15 protein-coding genes are annotated in these 17,132 nt (G+C 64.0%); 10 read left to right on the top strand and 5 right to left on the bottom strand.

Annotation, left to right across the window (positions count from 1 at the left end; translation table 11 throughout):
- Positions 1-112: 112 nt before the first annotated feature.
- The 9 genes from NKJ11_RS23200 (at position 113) to phnN (ending at position 10,038) form a co-directional block, all read left to right on the top strand.
- Positions 113-958, top strand: coding sequence for a MurR/RpiR family transcriptional regulator (locus tag NKJ11_RS23200; protein ID WP_032909097.1), 846 nt, complete (start codon positions 113-115; stop codon positions 956-958).
- A 140-nt stretch (positions 959-1,098) separates the two neighbouring features.
- On the top strand, positions 1,099-3,033 hold the full coding sequence (locus tag NKJ11_RS23195; protein ID WP_352440534.1) for a bifunctional 5-dehydro-2-deoxygluconokinase/5-dehydro-2-deoxyphosphogluconate aldolase: 1,935 nt from the start codon (positions 1,099-1,101) through the stop codon (positions 3,031-3,033).
- 35 nt (positions 3,034-3,068) lie between these two features.
- Positions 3,069-4,919: a 3D-(3,5/4)-trihydroxycyclohexane-1,2-dione acylhydrolase (decyclizing) gene (iolD, locus tag NKJ11_RS23190; RefSeq protein WP_352440535.1), complete on the top strand. Its 1,851-nt coding sequence runs from the start codon at positions 3,069-3,071 to the stop codon at positions 4,917-4,919.
- Between the two features lie 142 nt (positions 4,920-5,061).
- Positions 5,062-5,979 carry a myo-inosose-2 dehydratase gene (gene iolE, locus NKJ11_RS23185; RefSeq protein WP_352794321.1) on the top strand — a complete coding sequence of 306 codons (918 nt, stop codon included), beginning with the start codon at positions 5,062-5,064 and terminating at the stop codon, positions 5,977-5,979.
- Positions 5,980-6,037: 58 nt separating this feature from the next.
- On the top strand, positions 6,038-6,250 hold the full coding sequence (locus NKJ11_RS23180; RefSeq protein ID WP_023810667.1) for a DUF3329 domain-containing protein: 213 nt from the start codon (positions 6,038-6,040) through the stop codon (positions 6,248-6,250).
- A gap of 335 nt (positions 6,251-6,585) precedes the next feature.
- On the top strand, positions 6,586-7,398 hold the full coding sequence (iolB, locus tag NKJ11_RS23175; protein ID WP_352794320.1) for a 5-deoxy-glucuronate isomerase: 813 nt from the start codon (positions 6,586-6,588) through the stop codon (positions 7,396-7,398).
- A 153-nt stretch (positions 7,399-7,551) separates the two neighbouring features.
- Positions 7,552-8,259 (top strand): DUF1045 domain-containing protein, encoded by a 708-nt coding sequence (locus tag NKJ11_RS23170; protein WP_352794319.1) that lies wholly within the window; start codon positions 7,552-7,554, stop codon positions 8,257-8,259.
- 13 nt (positions 8,260-8,272) lie between these two features.
- Complete coding sequence (locus NKJ11_RS23165; protein ID WP_352585694.1) at positions 8,273-9,412, top strand: alpha-D-ribose 1-methylphosphonate 5-triphosphate diphosphatase; 1,140 nt, start codon at positions 8,273-8,275, stop codon at positions 9,410-9,412.
- Positions 9,409-10,038 (top strand): phosphonate metabolism protein/1,5-bisphosphokinase (PRPP-forming) PhnN, encoded by a 630-nt coding sequence (gene phnN, locus NKJ11_RS23160; RefSeq protein ID WP_352794318.1) that lies wholly within the window; start codon positions 9,409-9,411, stop codon positions 10,036-10,038. The genes NKJ11_RS23165 and phnN overlap by 4 nt, the downstream gene beginning before the upstream one ends.
- A gap of 39 nt (positions 10,039-10,077) precedes the next feature.
- Here phnN and NKJ11_RS23155 read toward each other — a convergent pair whose 3' ends face one another.
- The 4 genes from NKJ11_RS23155 to NKJ11_RS23140 all read right to left on the bottom strand — a co-directional run bounded on the left by NKJ11_RS23155 (position 10,078) and on the right by NKJ11_RS23140 (position 14,674).
- Positions 10,078-10,977 (bottom strand): aldose 1-epimerase, encoded by a 900-nt coding sequence (locus NKJ11_RS23155; protein ID WP_352794317.1) that lies wholly within the window; start codon positions 10,975-10,977, stop codon positions 10,078-10,080.
- 23 nt (positions 10,978-11,000) lie between these two features.
- Positions 11,001-11,996, bottom strand: a complete 996-nt coding sequence (locus NKJ11_RS23150; RefSeq protein ID WP_352794316.1) for an ABC transporter permease — start codon at positions 11,994-11,996, stop codon at positions 11,001-11,003.
- Positions 11,997-12,057: 61 nt separating this feature from the next.
- The gene (locus tag NKJ11_RS23145) at positions 12,058-13,596 is read right to left on the bottom strand and encodes a sugar ABC transporter ATP-binding protein (protein WP_352794369.1); all 1,539 of its coding nucleotides are present in this window, start codon (positions 13,594-13,596) and stop codon (positions 12,058-12,060) included.
- A gap of 115 nt (positions 13,597-13,711) precedes the next feature.
- Positions 13,712-14,674 carry a sugar-binding protein gene (locus NKJ11_RS23140; RefSeq protein ID WP_352794315.1) on the bottom strand — a complete coding sequence of 321 codons (963 nt, stop codon included), beginning with the start codon at positions 14,672-14,674 and terminating at the stop codon, positions 13,712-13,714.
- Between the two features lie 559 nt (positions 14,675-15,233).
- Between NKJ11_RS23140 and NKJ11_RS23135 the strand changes: the two genes are divergently transcribed.
- A complete protein-coding gene (locus NKJ11_RS23135) occupies positions 15,234-16,343 on the top strand; it encodes a LacI family DNA-binding transcriptional regulator (RefSeq protein WP_352794314.1) in 1,110 nt (369 codons plus the stop codon).
- 573 nt (positions 16,344-16,916) lie between these two features.
- On the opposite strand, the gene NKJ11_RS23130 is transcribed toward NKJ11_RS23135, so the two are convergent.
- Positions 16,917-17,132 (bottom strand): hypothetical protein (locus tag NKJ11_RS23130; RefSeq protein WP_352794313.1); only part of this gene is annotated, 216 nt, incomplete at its 5' end.

Genomic DNA, 17,132 nt, shown 5'->3' with positions numbered 1-17,132 from the left:
CCATTTTCATCCGAAATGGAATGTCTGCCTCATTTTTTATGGCGTTCTTGCGCAGGCTCGCTATGATGATGCAGAGAGGGACGCTTCACGCATGAGCTTGGACACAGCGACGATGGACGAACGGGTACCTCGCGATTTCGAGACGCTGCGCACCACCATCCTGGAGCGGCGCGAAAGCCTGCCGAAGCGCATCGCCCAGATCGCCGCCCATGCGCTCGACAATCCCGACGATATCGCCTTCGGCACGGCCGCCAGCATCGCCGCTTCGGCCGGCGTGCAGCCTTCAACCCTGATCCGATTTGCCCAGCAGCTTGGCTTCGATGGTTTCACCAGCCTGCAGCAGGTGTTTCGCGAACGGCTGCGCGAGCGCAACTCATCCTATGACGAAAGGCTGCAGGCGTTGCGCGCCAAGGCAGAGGGCGGCGCCGGCCATCGGGCGATCTTCGACGGCTTCGTCGCCGCGGCCAGCACCTCGCTCAACGACATTTCGCGCACGCTGGACGAAGCGCATCTGGAAGATGCTATTTCCCTGCTGGCAAAGGCGGAAACCATCTACGTGCTGGCCAAGCGCCGCTCCTATCCGGTGGCGTCCTACATCGCCTATGCGCTGGGCAAGCTGAAGATCCGCAACCAGTTGATCGAATCGGCGGCCGGGCTGAATGCCGAGATGATCGGCTTCGCAACGCCGGCGGATGCCGTCATCGCCATCTCCTTCTCGCCCTATGCGCCTGCCACCATCGAGGAGGCGCGCAGTATTTCGGAACAGGGCGTGCCGATCGTCGCCATCACCGACAGCTCGTTTTCCCCGCTCGCCCAGTTCGCTAAGGTCTGGTTCGAGGTTGCCGAGGCCGATTTCGCCGGCTTCCGCTCGCTGTCGGCGACAATGGCGCTGGCCATGGCGCTGACCGTCGGCGTCGGCGAGAAGCGACGCGACACGGGTCGGAAGCGCAAGGCCTGATCCACCGCCGAAAGGTACTTTTCCCCGAAGGAACGCTCATTCCATATTGACTATGGATTGGAATTATTATTTCATATTCCCGGCGCCACGCTGCCGCTCGCGCGTGTACCCCAACACAACAAGGCCGACGGGAGGTTCCAATGAGCGAAGCCGTGGACGCTGAATACGCGCCGCTCGACGTCATCACCATCGGTCGCGCTTCCGTAGACCTTTATGGGCAGCAGATCGGCTCGCGGCTGGAGGACATCACCTCCTTCGCCAAGTCGGTCGGCGGTTGCCCGGCCAATATCTCTGTCGGCACCGCCAGGCTCGGCCTGCGCTCGGCGCTGCTCACCCGCGTCGGCGACGAGCAGATGGGCCGCTTCATCCGCGAGCAGCTGACGCGTGAAGGCGTCAATGTCGACGGCCTGAAGACCGACAAGGAGCGGCTGACCGCTTTGGTGCTGCTGTCGGTCGAGGACGAAGGCGTTTCGCCGATGATCTTCTACCGCTCCGATTGCGCCGACATGGCGCTGGCGCCGGAAGACATCGACGAGGCCTTCATCGCCTCGGCGCGCTCGATCGTCGTCACCGGCACGCATTTTTCCAGGCCCAACAGCGATGCCGCGCAGCGCAAGGCGATCCGCATCATGAAGGCCAAGGGCGGCAAGGTGGTGTTCGACATCGACTACCGGCCGAACCTGTGGGGCCTTGCCGGCCATGCCGAAGGGTTCGAGCGCTATGTGAAATCGGACCGAGTCTCGGCACAGTTGAAGACGGTGCTGCCCGACTGCGACCTCATCGTCGGTACCGAGGAAGAGATCATGATCGCGTCGGGCGCCGACGATTGCCTGAGCGCCCTGAAGACGATCCGCTCGCTGTCGTCCGCCACTATCGTCCTGAAGCGCGGCGCCATGGGCTGCATCGTCTATGACGGACCGATCAGCGACGATCTCGAGGACGGTGTCGTCGGCAAGGGATTTCCGATCGAGATATACAATGTGCTCGGCGCCGGCGACGCCTTCATGTCCGGTTTCCTGCGCGGCTGGCTGGGTGGCGAAGATCATGCGACAGCGGCGACCTGGGCCAACGCCTGCGGCGCTTTCGCCGTGTCGCGGCTGCTCTGCGCGCCGGAATATCCGACCTTCGAGGAACTGCGGTTCTTCCTCAAGAACGGCAGCAAGCATCTGGCGTTGCGCAAGGACGAGGCGATCAACCACATCCATTGGGCGACGACGCGCCGGCGCGACGTCGCCTCGCTGATGGCGCTCGCCTGCGACCATCGCGTGCAGCTGGAGGATGTGGCGGCGAAGGCCGGCGCCGATCCGGCGCGGATCGAAGAATTCAAGGTGCTGGCGGTCAAGGCCGCGGCGAAGGTCGCTGCCGGCCGCGACGGCTACGGCATGCTGATCGACGAGAAACATGGCCGCAAGGCGATGTTCGAATTCGCCAGGCATTCCTTCGCCTGGCTCGGGCGGCCGGTGGAGTTGCCGGGTTCGCGGCCGCTGCGCTTCGAATTCTCGCAGGACATCGGCTCGCAGCTGGTGGAGTGGCCGGTCGATCACTGCATCAAGTGCCTGTGCTTCTACCATCCCGACGATCCGGCGGCGCTGAAGGACGAACAGCAGCAGAAGCTGCGCGCGCTGTTCGAAGCCGCGCGCAAGGTCGGCCGCGAATTGCTGGTCGAGATCATTGCCGGCAAGCATGGCAAGCTCGACGACACGACGATCCCGCGCGCGCTGGAGGAGCTCTATGCGCTCGGCATCAAGCCGGACTGGTGGAAGCTCGAGCCGCAGGCGTCGGCCGGCGCCTGGGCCAAAATCGAAGCGGTGATCCTGAAGCACGATCCGTGGTGCCGAGGCGTCGTGCTGCTTGGCCTGGAGGCGCCGCAGGACGAGCTGGAAGCGGCTTTCGCCGCCACCGCCAAGGCACCCATCGTTAAGGGCTTTGCGGTCGGCCGCACCATCTTCGTCCATGCGGCCGAGCAATGGCTGGCCGGCAAGATGTCGGATGACGAGGCGATCGCCGATATGGCGCAGCGCTTCGAACAGCTGACCGAAGCGTGGCTTGCCGCGCGCGGCCGTAAGGCGGCATAAGAAAGCCCGGCACAAGGACTGCGGAGGAAACCACCATGAGCAAGACAATCCGCCTGACGATGGCGCAGGCGCTGACCCGCTTCCTGTCGCGCCAGATGACCGAGATCGACGGTAGCAAAGTCCCCATCTTCGGCGGCGTATGGGCGATCTTCGGCCACGGCAATGTCGCCGGCATCGGCGAGGCGCTCTATCAGCTGCGCGACGAATTGCCGACCTTCCGCGCCCACAATGAACAGGCGATGGCGCATGCGGCGATCGCCTACGCCAAGGCCAATTTCCGCCGCCGCTTCATGGCCGCGACCTCTTCGATCGGCCCTGGCGCGCTCAACATGGTGACGGCGGCGGCGCTCGCCCATGTAAACAGGTTGCCCGTCCTGTTTTTGCCGGGCGACGTCTTCGCGAACCGCATTCCCGACCCGGTGCTGCAGCAGGCTGAGGATTTCTCCGACGGCACGGCGACGGTCAACGACTGCTTCCGTCCGGTTTCGCGCTATTTCGACCGCATCACCCGGCCGGAGCAGATCATTCCTGCGCTCAGCCGCGCCATGCAAGTGCTGACCGATCCGGCCGAATGCGGGCCGGTGACGCTGTCGCTGTGCCAGGACGTCCAGGCCGAGGCCTGTGATTATCCCGAGAGTTTCTTTGCCGAGCGGGTCTGGCACCAGCGCCGGCCGCGCCCTGACCGCCATGAGCTTGCCGCTGCAGTCGGCGCGCTCAAGGGTGCGAAAAAACCGCTGGTGATCGCCGGCGGCGGCGTCCTCTATTCGCAGGCGTCGGACGAACTGGCGAAATTCGCCGAGAGCGCCGGCATCCCGGTCTGCGAGACGCAAGGCGGCAAATCCTCGCTGCCGGACGACCATCCGCTCAACATGGCGGCGGTCGGCGTCACCGGCACTTCTGCCGCCAACCGGCTGGCTGAGGAAGCCGATGTCGTGCTGGCCATCGGCACGCGCCTTCAGGATTTCACCACCGGCTCGTGGGCGCTGTTCAAGAATTCCGGCAAGACCATCATCGGGCTCAACGTGCAGCCCTTCGACGCCGGCAAGCACCGCGCGCTGCCATTGGTGGCCGATGCGGCCGAGGGCCTGGCCGAACTCAGTGCTGCGCTGAACGGCTGGAAGGCACCTTCCACCTGGACCGACAATGCGGCCACCGGCAAGAAGGCCTGGCAGGCCGAGGCGGCCAAGGTGACGGCGTCGACCAATGCCGCCTACCCGTCCGACGCGCAGGTGATCGGCGCCGTGCAGCGCGCCATGGGCTCCGGTGTGACGCTGCTGAATGCCTCCGGCGGGTTGCCGGGCGAATTGCACAAACTTTGGCAGGCGGGCGCGCCCGGATCGTATCATGGCGAATATGGCTTCTCGACCATGGGCTACGAGATTGCCGGCGGGCTCGGAGCCAAGATGGCCAAGCCCGGCGATGAGATCGTCGTCATGATCGGCGACGGCTCCTACCTGATGATGAATTCCGAAATCGCCACTTCGGTGATGCTCGGATTGAAGCTGACCATCGTGCTGCTCGACAATCGCGGCTACGGCTGCATCAACCGGCTGCAGATGGCGACCGGCGGCGCCAACTTCAACAATCTCCTGAAGGACTCGCGCCACGAGGTCCTGCCCGACATCGACTTTGCCGCGCATGCGGCGAGCATGGGGGCGATCGCCGAGAAGGTGCCGTCGATCGCCGGGCTGGAAAACGCGCTGGAGAAGGCAAAGAAGAACAACCGCACCACCGTGCTGGTCATCGACACCGACCCGCTGGTTTCCACCGATGCCGGGGGCCATTGGTGGGACGTGGCGGTGCCGGAAGTGTCTGTACGGCCGCAGGTCAACGCGGCGCGCAAGGCGTATGACGAGAAGCGGAAGATGCAGACCGTCGGCGATTGATAAAGGCGCTGCCACCCCTACCTCCCCCTTGTGGGGAGGTCGGACCGAAGGTCCGGGTGGGGGTCCGGCGCCACCCCCACCCCACTGCTTCGCAGCGACCCTGCCCACAAGGGGGAGGGTGAACAAGAACCGGAGTGACTACTTGAAAGCCAAACTGGGCATGTCCCCCATTGCGTGGTGGAACGACGATCTTGCGGAACTCAGCGATGACGTGTCGCTGGAAGAATGCCTGCGCCAATCACGGTCGGCCGGCTTCACCGGCATGGAGATGGGCCGGCGTTTTCCCAATGACCCCGAAATCATGCTGCCGATCCTGAAGGCCGCCGACGTCACGCTGTGCGGCGGCTGGTTCTCGGGCACGCTGGTCGATGGGGAGATGGCCGACAACAAGGATCGCATCCAGCCGATGATCGGCCTGTTCAAGGCGGTGAATGCGCCTTGCATCGTCTATGGCGAGGTCGGCCGCTCGATCCAGGGCGACCGCTCAAAGCCGCTGGCCACCAAGCCGAAGCTGTCGGATGACGAGATGAAGGCTTATGCCAGGCGGCTCGCCGAATTTGGCGAATGGTGCGCCGAGCAAGGCATGCCGCTCTCCTACCACCACCATATGGCGGCAGTGGTCGAGACCGAGCCGGAACTCGATGCCTTCATGCGCTATTCCGGAGCCGGCATTCCCCTGCTGCTCGATGCTGGACATCTGGCATTCGCCGGCGGCAACGTGCTGCGCGCTATCGACAACCATCATACCCGGATCAGCCATGTGCATGTGAAGGACGTTCGCATGGGGGTGATCGAAAAGCTCGATCGCACCAAACAATCCTTCCTCGACGCGGTGGCGCTGGGCGCCTTCACCGTGCCGGGCGATGGTTCGCTGGATTTCGGCGCCATCGTGCAGCGCTTCGCCGACCATGGCTATGAGGGCTGGTTCGTGGTCGAGGCGGAGCAGGACCCGAAGAAGAACCCGCCACTCAGGATGGCGCAGGTTGGCTACAAGGAATTGATGCGCGTCATGACCGCCGCCGGCTATACGGTCGAGACGCAAGGCTTTCCAAATGTCTAGTTTCCCAATGGCTGGTGCGACGGGTTCCCGGCGAGGCCGATTGCTGTAGATTGGCCCGATGAAAGATTCCGAACACCCCTTCTTCCGGCCTTTGTGGCGGCGCGTCGCCATCGTCGCGGTCTGCGTCATCTGGTCGATCATCGAGTTCGCCACCGGCACGCCGTTCTGGGGCATGATCGCGCTCGGCTTCGCCGGCTACGCCGTCTGGCAGTTTTTTTATCTCTATAAGCCGGCCGACGAGGCGAAGGCCGAGGCCGAACCGAAGGAGTGACTGATCGCATGCGTTGGCGATTGGCTCGCAGTGCTTCTAACTTCGTCATCCTAGGGCGGAGCAAGGAGCGCAGCGACGCGGCGCAGACCCTAGGATCCATGCCATGACTTTGAAGCTGGTGTACCGGTGCAGATTCCGCTCCGCTGTGCCCTTCGGCCGAGGCAACGGCATGGATCCTAGGGTCTCCGCGACGGAGCTTCGCTCCTGCTTCGCCCTAGGATGACGAAGTTGGAAGGGCGCCGGCCAATTTCCGAACGTTTGCGATGGTCCTTTCAAACAAACGACTTGGCTTTACAGGCCTGCAACCGTCAGGCCACTGGAATAGGAGACAAGAAATGTCGAAGCTGCTCGTCAAAGCCGACAAAGGCCTTGGCCGCGTCGCCCATGTGACGCCGAAAAGCGCCGGCTGGACCTATGTCGGTTTCGACCTGCATCGGCTGAAGCCGGGCGAGAGCGTCTCCGGCAAGACGGAGGATCGCGAAGTCTGCCTGGTGTTCGTTACCGGCAAGGGCAAGGCTTCAGCCGGCGGCAAGGATCTCGGCCTGCTCGGCGAGCGCATGTCGCCCTTCGAGGGCAAGCCGTGGTCGGTCTACATTCCGCAAGGCTCCGACTGGTCGATGACGGCGGATACCGAGCTGGAACTTGCCGTCTGCTCGGCGCCGGGCCTTGGCGGCGGCCTGCCGGTGCGGGTGATCGCACCGGACGATCTCGGCCAGGAGGTGCGCGGCAAGGGCACCAACACGCGCTATGTCACCAACATCCTGCCGGAGGGAAAGCCGGCCGATTCGCTGCTGGTGGTCGAGGTCATCACGCCTGGCGGGCATACGTCGAGCTATCCGCCGCACAAGCACGATCAGGACAATCTGCCCGCCGAATCCTATCTCGAGGAAACCTACTATCACCGTCTCAACCCGCCGCAGGGCTTTGCCTTCCAGCGCGTCTACACCGATGCCGACAAGAACGGCCATCGCGCGCTCGACGAAGCCATGGCGATCGAGGATGGCGATGTCGTGCTGGTGCCCGGGGGCTATCACCCCTGCGCCGCCTGCCACGGCTACGACCTCTATTATCTCAACGTCATGGCTGGGCCGAAGCGGACGTGGAAATTCCACAACGCGCCCGAGCACGAGTGGCTGATGAAGGCCTGATCGGTCGCTGCGTGAGCACTCGCTCCCTGGTCCAGCACGAAAAAATCGTCGGCTAATGACCCCGCCGCAGCGTTTTGTTACCTGAAAGCCAGCAAGGCTTCGTCAATTCGTCATGGAAATCACCTATGGCAGCGAAGCTGACAAGGACTTTCCATGCGCTACGCCCTCTATTTCACCCCCCGGCAGGACGAGCCACTGGCGCGGATCGCCGCCGACTGGCTGGGCCGCGACCCGTTTGGCGCCGCGACGAGGCCGGTCGAAGCGGTGGCAGACCTGTCGGCGGCGGAAGTCGCTTTCCACACCGCTTCGGCGCGCCGTTATGGCTTTCACGCAACGCTGAAAGCCCCCTTCCGCCTGGCTGCCGACGAGACGGAAGCCTCGCTGCGCGCCGCACTCGACCAATTCGCCGAGGCCATGCCGGCGGTGACCATCCCGCGTCTCGTGGTCAGCCAGATCGACGGCTTCTTCGCACTGGTGCCGGAAGGGCCAGTGCCTGCGCTCAACCGGTTCGCCGATGACGTGGTGCGCGATTTCGACCGGTTTCGTGCACCGCTGAGCGAAGCGGAAATCGAGCGGCGCAGCCCGGATTCGCTGAAGCCGGCCGAGTTCCGCAACCTCTGCCAATGGGGTTACCCCTATGTCTTCGAAACCTTTCGCTTCCACATGACGCTGTCCGGCCGGGCGGGGTCACAGGAAAGCCCTCGTTTGCGCGCAGCGATCGACAGCCTGTTCGCGGAAGTGCTGCAACAGAAGGTGCTGGTGGATGCGTTGACCTTGTTTGTCGAAACCGAACCGGGTGCACCGTTCATGGTGCTCTCGCATCACGCGCTCGGGCGCCGCCCGGCCAGAAAAACCGCCTGAAGGACTGCCTGAAATGACCGCCGAGACTGTTCTCCACAATGCCCGCATCGTGCTTGCCGACGAGATCGTCGAGGGTTCGCTGGTGCTGCGCGACGGCTTTATCGCCGGCATCGAATCCGGCATCAGCCGCATCGGCGAGGATATGGACGGCGACTATGTCATTCCCGGGCTGGTCGAATTGCACACCGACCATCTCGAAGGCCACTACGCGCCGCGGCCCAAGGTGCGCTGGAATCCGATCGCCGCCGTGCTCGCCCATGACGCGCAGGTAGCGACCGCCGGCATCACCACCGTGCTCGACGCCTTGCGCGTCGGCATGGACGAAGACGCCGACCTGACATCGGCCGACATCCGCAAGCTGGCCGACGCAATCGAGGACAGTGTGAAGCAGGACCGTCTGCGCGCCGATCATTTCATCCATCTGCGCTGCGAGGTTTCGGCACCGGACTGCCTCAGGGCTTTCGCCAATTTCGACGGCGACGAGCGGGTCAGACTGGCGTCGCTGATGGACCATGCGCCAGGCCAGCGCCAGTTCGTCAACCTCGAGACCTATGCCTACTATTACCAGCGCAAGCTGAAGCTGACCGATCGCGACTTCAAGCTGTTCTGCGAAAAGCGGATGGCCGAATCGGCGCGCAATTCGGCGCCGAACCGGGCGGTGATATCAGCCGCCTGCCAGGAGCGCGGCATCGTGCTGGCCAGCCACGACGACGCCACATCAGGCCATGTCGACGAGGCGATCGAGCAGGGCGTGCGCGTCGCCGAATTCCCGACCACGGAAGAGGCCGCCAGGGCCTCGAAAGAGGCCGGGATGGGCGTGCTGATGGGCGCGCCCAACGTCATGCGCGGCGCCTCGCATTCGGGCAATGTCTCCGCCCGTACGCTGGCCGGCGACGGCCTGCTCGACATCTTGTCATCCGACTATATTCCCTTCAGCTTGATCCAGTCGGCGTTCTTCCTCGGCGATGTCGTCGAAGGCATTTCCCTGCCGCAGGCCGTCGCCATGGTCTCGAAGAACCCGGCCGATGCGGTTGGCCTGACCGATCGCGGCGTCATCGAACAGGGCCGCCGCGCCGATCTGGTGCGCGTGCGCGTCGACGACCATGTCCCGGTGGTGCGCACCGTGTGGCGGCAGGGAAGCCGGGTCGCATGATGGTGTCGGCATCGATCGAGCGGGAATTGTCGGCCGAGACGTTTCCGATCCGCGATGGCGTTTTCGTCGCCGTCGTCGGCCCAAGCGGCGCCGGCAAGGACACAGTGATCGGCTACGCCCGCGCCCGCTTTGCCGATGAGACAAGGCTGGAGTTCGTCCGCCGCGTCATCACCAGGCCGAGCGATGTCGCCAGCGAGGACCACGACACGCTGGCCGATGCCGCCTTCGTCGAGGCCGAAGCCGATGGCGCCTTCGCCATCTCCTGGGAAGCGCACGGCTTGCGCTACGGCATCCCCGCCGATGTCGACTGGTCCGTCGCCAATGGCCGTGTCGCTGTCGCCAATGTGTCGCGCGCGATCATCCCCTCCTTGCGCGAACGCTATGCCAATCTGGCCATCGTCGAGATCACCGCCTCGCCTGAAGTGCTGGCCGAGCGTCTGGCGATGCGCGGCCGCGAGTCACGCGGCGAAGTGCTGGCGCGGCTGGCGCGCAGCGCCAATGTCACTCTGTCCGGGTCTGGCGTCACCTCGATCGACAACAGCGGCCCGCGCGAGGCGGCCGGCGACCGTTTTGCCGAGGTGCTGCGCAAGGCGATGGCCTTTTCCGACATATCGGGCTTGATCTAGATCGTCTGCTCTTGACGCCTCGTTCACGCGATGGGCGCTTTAAGCCCCAAGCGCAAAGGGCATCAGCGACACCGTGCCAGCCGAACTTTCACCTGGGGCGAGTACGATGGTGCCCTCGTCCGGATCGCTCCATCCGCCCCGGTTGAAAGCACCGGAGGCCATTGTCTGCGGTTCGACGCAAAAGTAAGGCTTGGCCGGGTCGGCGTACAGCATCAGATGCTTGAAGATCGGATCGGCCTTGATGCGCAAACCCGCGCCGCGCGCCGGAAAGCGAAGCGTCGCCTCACCCGTCCAGCCGCCATAATCATTGTTGCGCCAGCCGGCGGGTAAAGGCCGGCCATCGGCGAAGTCGAGCTCGGGGGCAAGCGTGATCGGATCGCCGGCAATGCCTTGCGGTTCTTCCAGATAGAACCGCGTGGCGTTGAACCGCAGCGTCACGTCCGGGTCGCGGTCGAACCAGGGATGCAGTCCGAACCCGAACGGCATCGAAACCGGCCCCGTGTTGGTCAGTGTCATGGTCACGTCGAGGCCTTCTTCGGACAGCGCGAAAGCCTGCGTCGCGTGATAGGAGTAGGGTTCGAGGCTGGCTGCGATATCCAGCGACAGCGTTGCCTGGGCGTCGCCCGCCTCAGTGACAGTCCAGGGGTGTCTCCAGCCGCTGCCATGCACGTTGATGGCTTCGGGCGGATTGTTGGGCTGGACCCGCCAGCGCTTCGCTCGAAACTCGAAGGTATTTCCGGGGATGCGGTTGACGTAGGGCATCATCGGGAACATGGCAACGCCAAGCACGTTGCCCGCTTCGCGATCGTCATCGGAAATCCGGCGCATGAGATCGATGCCGCGCCAGCGCAGCGCGCTCACGCTGCCGCCGATGCGCGGCACCAGTGCGACCTCAAGCGCGCCGGCCCTGAGCGTCAACGGTTCAGGAATTGCAGCCATCGCCCGCCATTCGCCGCGAGGCGCTATTCCGCGGCCGCGCCGGAAGCGCTCTTGCGCGTGGCGTCGACCATCAGCCGCCGTTCCCGGAACACGCCCCATTGCTGGTCGACCAGCACGCCGATGAGGATGACGCCGCCCATCACCGCGAAGTTGAGCGAGGACGGGATGCCGAGCAGATTGACGAGGTTCTGCAGTTCCTGCAGCAGGACCGTGCCGAGGATGACGCCGATCAGCGAGCCCTCGCCGCCGCGCAGCGAGAAGCCGCCGAGCACGGCTGCGGCGATGGCGTAGAGTTCGTAGAACTGGCCGTGGCTGGCCGGCGAGATCGAGCGCGTGTACATGGCGAAATAGATCGCCGACAGCGCCGTCAGCACGCCGCAGATGACGTAGGCGGCGATGACGACACGGCCGGTGCGGATGCCGGAATATTTCGCCGCCTCCTCGTTCTTGCCGATGGCGTAGAGATAGCGGCCGAACACCGAGCGGTGCAGCACCACCCACATGACTATTGAGATGACGATCAGCGCGATGAAGCTGTTCGGCACGCCATAAGAGCGCCCGGCGGTCAGGAATTCGAGGTCGGGGAAATTCTGGCCGAACGCAAAACCCGCCGTGCCGTCGCCAGTGTAGAAGCGGGCGACGCCACGGTAGATCAGCAGGCCGCACAGGGTGACGACGAAGGGCTGCAATTTCAGTCTTGTGATCAGCCAGCCATGCGCCAGGCCGATGATGGCGCCAAGCACCAGGATGAGCACGAAGGCAACCGGCCATCCCATGCCACGCACGGCGATGAAGTCGATGAACAGCGTTCCGAGCAGCGCGACCACCGAGCCGACCGACAGTTCGATGCCGCCGGTGATGATGACGAAGGCCTGGCCGATCGACAGGATGCCGAACAGGCCGATCAGGTTCGAGGTGTTGGCGAGGTTGATCGGAAGCAGGAAGCGCGGATTGATGACCGCAACGATCGCCCCGACCACCAGGATCAGGATCAGCAGGCCGAGATCTTTCTTGCTCATCGTCTTCTCCCCAATGCCCGCCCTGGAAGGTTCCGGACCGGAACCCATGGCAAACAAGAAACTATTTCGGCTGCTTGCCCACTGCCAGCAGCAGCACGTTTTCCTGGCTGAACCGGTCCTTGTCGAGAATGCCGGAGATCTGGCCCTCATGCATGACGGCGATGCGGTCGGACACGCCGATCACCTCTTCCATGTCGGAGGAGATCATCAGCACGGCGACGCCGGCATCGGCGAGCGCCCGCATCAGGCCATAGATTTCCGCCTTGGCGCCGATGTCGATGCCGCGCGTCGGCTCGTCGAGGATCATCACCTTCGGGTTCATGGCCAGCCACTTGCCGAGCACGACCTTCTGCTGGTTGCCGCCCGACAGCGTGCCGGTGCGCGTCTGCACCGAAGGCGCCTTGATGCCGAGATCTTTCTTTTGCTTCTCGGCGGTGGCGGTCTCGGCGCTTGAGGACACCAGGGAGCGGCGCGCATGCGCCGGCAGATTGGGCAGCGAAATGTTCTGCGCGATCGACAGGTCGAGCAGGATGCCGGTGAGCTTGCGGTCTTCCGGCACCAGGAAGATGCCATGCGCGACGGCGTCGGCCGCGGAAGCCAGCGCGAGCGGCTTGCCGTCGAGTTCGAGCGCGCCGCCGAGCTTCGAGTCGATGCCGAAGAACACCCGCGCCAGTTCGGTGCGGCCGGAACCGACAAGGCCGGCAAGCCCGAGGATTTCGCCGCGCCTGACGTCGAGGTCGACCGGCCGGCCGGGATAGGCAGGCGTGCGGATGGCCTTGGCCGCAAGCGCCGTGGCGCCGGGCGCACGCGCCGCTTCCGAGGCCTTTTCGCGCTCCTTCAGCATGCGGCCGATCATCAGCTTGACCATCTGGTCGTGGCCGATGTCGCTTTTCGGCAAGGTGCCGGCCAGCATGCCGTCGCGCAGCACGACGACGCGGTCGGCGACGCGCTCGACCTCGTGCAGGCGGTGCGAAATGAAGATGACGCTGATGCCGTCGGCCTTCAGCGCCTTGATGACGTCGAGCAATTTGTCGGTCTCGGCGAGCGGCAGGCTCGATGTCGGCTCGTCAAGGATGACCAGCCGCGCCTCGATCGACAGCGCCTTGGCGATCTCGACCATCTGCTGCTGGGCCAGCGACAGGGTCGCGACCGGCGTGTCGGCGGAAAAATTGGCGCCGACGCGCTTCAAAAGCGGCGCCACCATGGTGCGCAGCTTGGCGCGGTCGACGAGCTTGAGCGGCCCGGCGCACAACGGCTCGCGGCCGAAGAAAATGTTGGCGGCGACATCGAGATTTTCGAACAGGTTGAGTTCCTGGTGGACGAAGGCGATGCCCGAGCCCAGGCTGGCTTCGACGGAGAGCCTGTCATGTGCGGTGCCGTCGACGGTGATCGTGCCGCTGTCGGGCGTGGTGACGCCGCCGAGGATCTTCATCAAGGTCGATTTGCCGGCGCCGTTTTCACCGACAAGGCCGATGACCTCGCCCGGCCTGACCTCCATGGAGAAGCCGTCGAGCGCGACGACGCCCGGATAGGTCTTGCGCACGTTCTCGAGGCTGAGGAACGGCGTCGTTGCTGCGATGGATGTGTCGGAATAATTCATCATGCCTGACAGCGATTGGCGGGCCGACTTTTTGGCAGACTGACGATCCGCGTGCGGTTCGTCAATGCGAGCAGCCGGCCCAAGCGACGTTGAGCCGGCTGAACTGCTTCAAGTCTTATTTTCCGGCCATCGCCTTCAGATTGGCGGCGTAGGCGTCGACGTCATCCTTGCCGATGATCTTGGTCGGGATGATGATGAGGTTGCCTTCCGGGATGCCCGACTTGTCGCCCTTGAGATAGGCAGCCATCAGCTTCATGCCCTGATAGGCCCATTCGAAGGGCTGCTGCACGACGGTGGCGGCAACGGTGCCTTCCTTGACGCCGCCCAGCGTGATCGGATCGTCATCGAAGCCGACGACGGTGATCGAGCCGAGCTTGCCGGCGTCGCGCAGCGCTTCATAGATGCGCGGCGTATTGTAGGAGTAGAAGCCGACCATGCAGGTGACGTCGGGGCTGGCAACCAGCGCGTCCTCGACGTTCTTCTTGGCGCGCGCCTGGTCGATGTCGTCGCCGCGCACGTCGATCAGCTCGATCTTGGTTCCGGCGAGGCCGTCCTTCATGCCCTGGATGCGCTCCTTGGCATTGTCGGCGCCGAGCAGGCCAACGAAGCCGAGGCATTTTCCGCCATCGGGCATCGCCTTCTTGGCGATTTCGGCCGCCTGCTTGCCGGCATCGACATTGGACGAGCCGATATAGGCGACGCGCTTGGTCTGCGGGGCGTCCGAGTCGGTGGTGAACAGCGCCGTTTCCGAAGCGATCTTGTTGAGGCCATCGGTCGAGGTCTTGGGATCGACGGCCGAGACCATGATGCCCTTGACGCCGGCGGTCACCAGATCGTCCATCAGCCGCTGCTGGATGGCGACCGAGGACTGCTCGGGATATTTGAGCTCGAGCGTATAGTCGGGCAGTTCGCCCTGCGCCTTCTTGACGCCGGCTTCGGCGGCCTTCCAGAAATCGGAAGCGCCGTTGACGACGAAGGCCAGCGTCGGCTTGTCTTGGGCGCGCGCGATGGCCGTGGCCGACAGGCCAAGCAGCAGCGCGGTCGCGGCTACGGATGCAGTTCGTATCAAGGATTTCATGTTCAACCTCCCGTTTGGCTCAGTCGTTGGACCGGCCGATCTTGCACTGACCTGATTTGCCGTTTGCAGCGTGGACGCCCTCCTCCTCAAAGGGGTTCCCGGCACCGAAAGAATGGCGTCGTTCCAGCCACGATCATGGACCTTAGAGACTCATCCTTCGTTCGTAAATAGTCCGATTTGTCTGACATATCACATATCCGAGACAAGGCTCGCGGAGGTAGGATCCGCTCGCCACCGGGCCATTTTTCGTACTCTCCCGCCGCCCCGGACGTGACCGGCCGGACGCGACGGATTGACGGTACAGCGCATTTTTGTATTAGTAAACAGTATTAGTTCCGAGCCAATGCCGGGGTTTCGCAGTGTGCCCGCCGCCGAGCCGTGGTCACCGCTGAGCCGCAGCCCAAGCCTTTCACCCTTTGAGTTTTGGCTTGTATGGAGATCCACGGCGGATGGACCTCCGGCGTACTAATAGTTATAAACGGCGTTGACGTTATCTCTATGCATCGATGGCGTCACGCCATCTTGCCGGCCTGACCGGCCTGCCAGACTGGGATTTGCCATGAGCGAGACGACGGATCGGGCCAGCGACACAGCGAGGCGGCGCAAGGCGCCGGCCAAGGGCGCCAAGGGCCGCGTCACCATGATCGATATCGCCAGGGCCGCCGGCTGCTCGCAGGCGACCGTTTCCTTCGTGCTCAACAATTCGCCGGGGATCAAGCTGTCGCAGCAGACCCGCGAACGGGTGATCGAAGCCGCGCGGACGCTTGGCTACACCGCGCCCGCCTTCGAGGCGCTTCACCCCCCGCTGCCCGCCTTCGAAGGCCTGGACGGGGTGATCGGCTTTGCCGTCGACCAGCTCGCCACCAGCCCGGAGGCCGTGGTCGCCATCGAGGGCGCGCGCCAGGCCTCGTGGAATGCCGGCAACGTGCTTCTGGTGGCGCAAACGCTGGGCGATTCCGTCATGGAGCCGCGCGCCATCGCCGCACTCACCAAGCGGGGCATTTCGGCGCTGATCTACATGACCATCTTCACCCGCGAGATATCAGCGCCCGATTACCTCTACGGCCTCGACATCCCGGTGATCCTGCTCAACTGCTACACGGCGGATTACGCCTTCCCGGCTGTGGTGCCGAGCGAGATCGCCGGCGGCCAGAGCTCGACCCGGCACCTGATCAGCCACGGCCACCGCCGCATCGCCACCATCACCGGCGAGCCGTGGATGCAGGCGGCACAAGACCGGCTGAAGGGCTACCGCCGCGCGCTCGCCACCGCCGACATCCCGTTCGACGGCGAATTGGTGGTCGAGGGCGACTGGTCGGCCAGCGCCGGCTATGCCGCGACCGTCAAGCTCTTGGCGCTCAGGGATAAGCCCACCGCCATCTTCTGCCAGAACGACCGCACCGCGATCGGCTGCTACGAAGCGCTGAAGGAAGCCGGCCTGCACATCCCGCAGGACATCTCCGTGGTCGGCTACGACGACGAGGAAATCGCCCGCCATCTCTTCCCGCCGCTGACGACCTCGATCCTGCCGCACATGGCCATGGGCCAATGGGCGATCGAACAGCTGGAAGCACCGGCGGCTCCGGGACGGGGGCGGTATCCGATTACGAAGCTGGAGTGCCCGCTGGTGGAGCGGGAGAGTGTAATGGGGGTGGCGGGGGTTTCCTAAGGCGCATCGTGTTTGAGAGATATTGTGGCGACGCGCTTTAGGTCTCCATCGTTGACGCCTTCGCTGTCTGGTCTCCGCTGAAGTCCGGCTTACTGTCCTCGACATGCAAAAGCCCGCCAAGGAATCCGCGAATAACAGGCCCTCTTCGGAACGTCGAAATCAAGCGTTTCGTCCGACAATCGCAAGGCCATGTCGCAGATTGTCTGCGCTCACGGCAAGGACTAGCTGGCCGGCATCCATTGAGCAACAGCGGCCCTCGCTGGTCTGATGATCACGCTCGTGGAGAGCCCGGTTGCGGTCGGCTTGTCGGTTTCCAATCGAGATTTCTCTTCGCCTGCAGTCCTTCGTAGTCGGGAATGCACGTGAAGAACGCCGGCCGGCGATCGCGTCCCGCTGCCTTGCAATCCGAGCATCCGAACAAGCCGACGAGATCCCAATGCATCGATCCGTGACCTGGACCGAGCCGGTCAATTAGAGCCTGAACTTCGAGCTTGGTCGACTTGCAGCACATGGCATGCCCGCAATTGACATAGAGGCTTTCGCGGGCGGCCAACGTGTCTGCGAGCGTCTTCGTCATCCTTTGAAGCGCTCGGTGTACCAGGTGATCTTGCCGTCGATCTTCATCGGTTTGTGGATCATCAGGCGCTTCGGCAAGTGTTCGGGGTGCACCTCCAGAAGCGTAATTTTGATCTGCGGCTTGCATCGGCTGCAATCGAATTTCAGCGAAAGCGGATCGACGCCGCCCCCGTAGACCATCATCAAATCGACCGATCGGCAGTAGCGAACATT

It is taken from the genome of Mesorhizobium sp. M0243 (assembly GCF_040321775.1).
GTDB lineage: Bacteria > Pseudomonadota > Alphaproteobacteria > Rhizobiales > Rhizobiaceae > Mesorhizobium.
Note: the sequence above shows the minus strand (reverse complement) of the source record. Positions and strands in the feature narration are given on the sequence as shown.

Excerpts from the sequence above, each read along its gene's own strand:
- NKJ11_RS23195 (WP_352440534.1), top strand. The coding sequence starts at position 1,099 with ATGAGCGAAGCCGTGGACGCTGAATACGCGCCGCTCGACGTCATCACC.
- NKJ11_RS23155 (WP_352794317.1), bottom strand. The coding sequence starts at position 10,977 with ATGGCTGCAATTCCTGAACCGTTGACGCTCAGGGCCGGCGCGCTTGAG.
- NKJ11_RS23200 (WP_032909097.1), top strand. The coding sequence starts at position 113 with ATGGACGAACGGGTACCTCGCGATTTCGAGACGCTGCGCACCACCATC.
- NKJ11_RS23150 (WP_352794316.1), bottom strand. The coding sequence starts at position 11,996 with ATGAGCAAGAAAGATCTCGGCCTGCTGATCCTGATCCTGGTGGTCGGG.
- iolB (WP_352794320.1), top strand. The coding sequence starts at position 6,586 with ATGTCGAAGCTGCTCGTCAAAGCCGACAAAGGCCTTGGCCGCGTCGCC.
- NKJ11_RS23135 (WP_352794314.1), top strand. The coding sequence starts at position 15,234 with ATGAGCGAGACGACGGATCGGGCCAGCGACACAGCGAGGCGGCGCAAG.
- iolD (WP_352440535.1), top strand. The coding sequence starts at position 3,069 with ATGAGCAAGACAATCCGCCTGACGATGGCGCAGGCGCTGACCCGCTTC.
- phnN (WP_352794318.1), top strand. The coding sequence starts at position 9,409 with ATGATGGTGTCGGCATCGATCGAGCGGGAATTGTCGGCCGAGACGTTT.
- NKJ11_RS23165 (WP_352585694.1), top strand. The coding sequence starts at position 8,273 with ATGACCGCCGAGACTGTTCTCCACAATGCCCGCATCGTGCTTGCCGAC.
- NKJ11_RS23145 (WP_352794369.1), bottom strand. The coding sequence starts at position 13,596 with ATGAATTATTCCGACACATCCATCGCAGCAACGACGCCGTTCCTCAGC.
- NKJ11_RS23180 (WP_023810667.1), top strand. The coding sequence starts at position 6,038 with ATGAAAGATTCCGAACACCCCTTCTTCCGGCCTTTGTGGCGGCGCGTC.
- NKJ11_RS23140 (WP_352794315.1), bottom strand. The coding sequence starts at position 14,674 with ATGAAATCCTTGATACGAACTGCATCCGTAGCCGCGACCGCGCTGCTG.
- NKJ11_RS23170 (WP_352794319.1), top strand. The coding sequence starts at position 7,552 with ATGCGCTACGCCCTCTATTTCACCCCCCGGCAGGACGAGCCACTGGCG.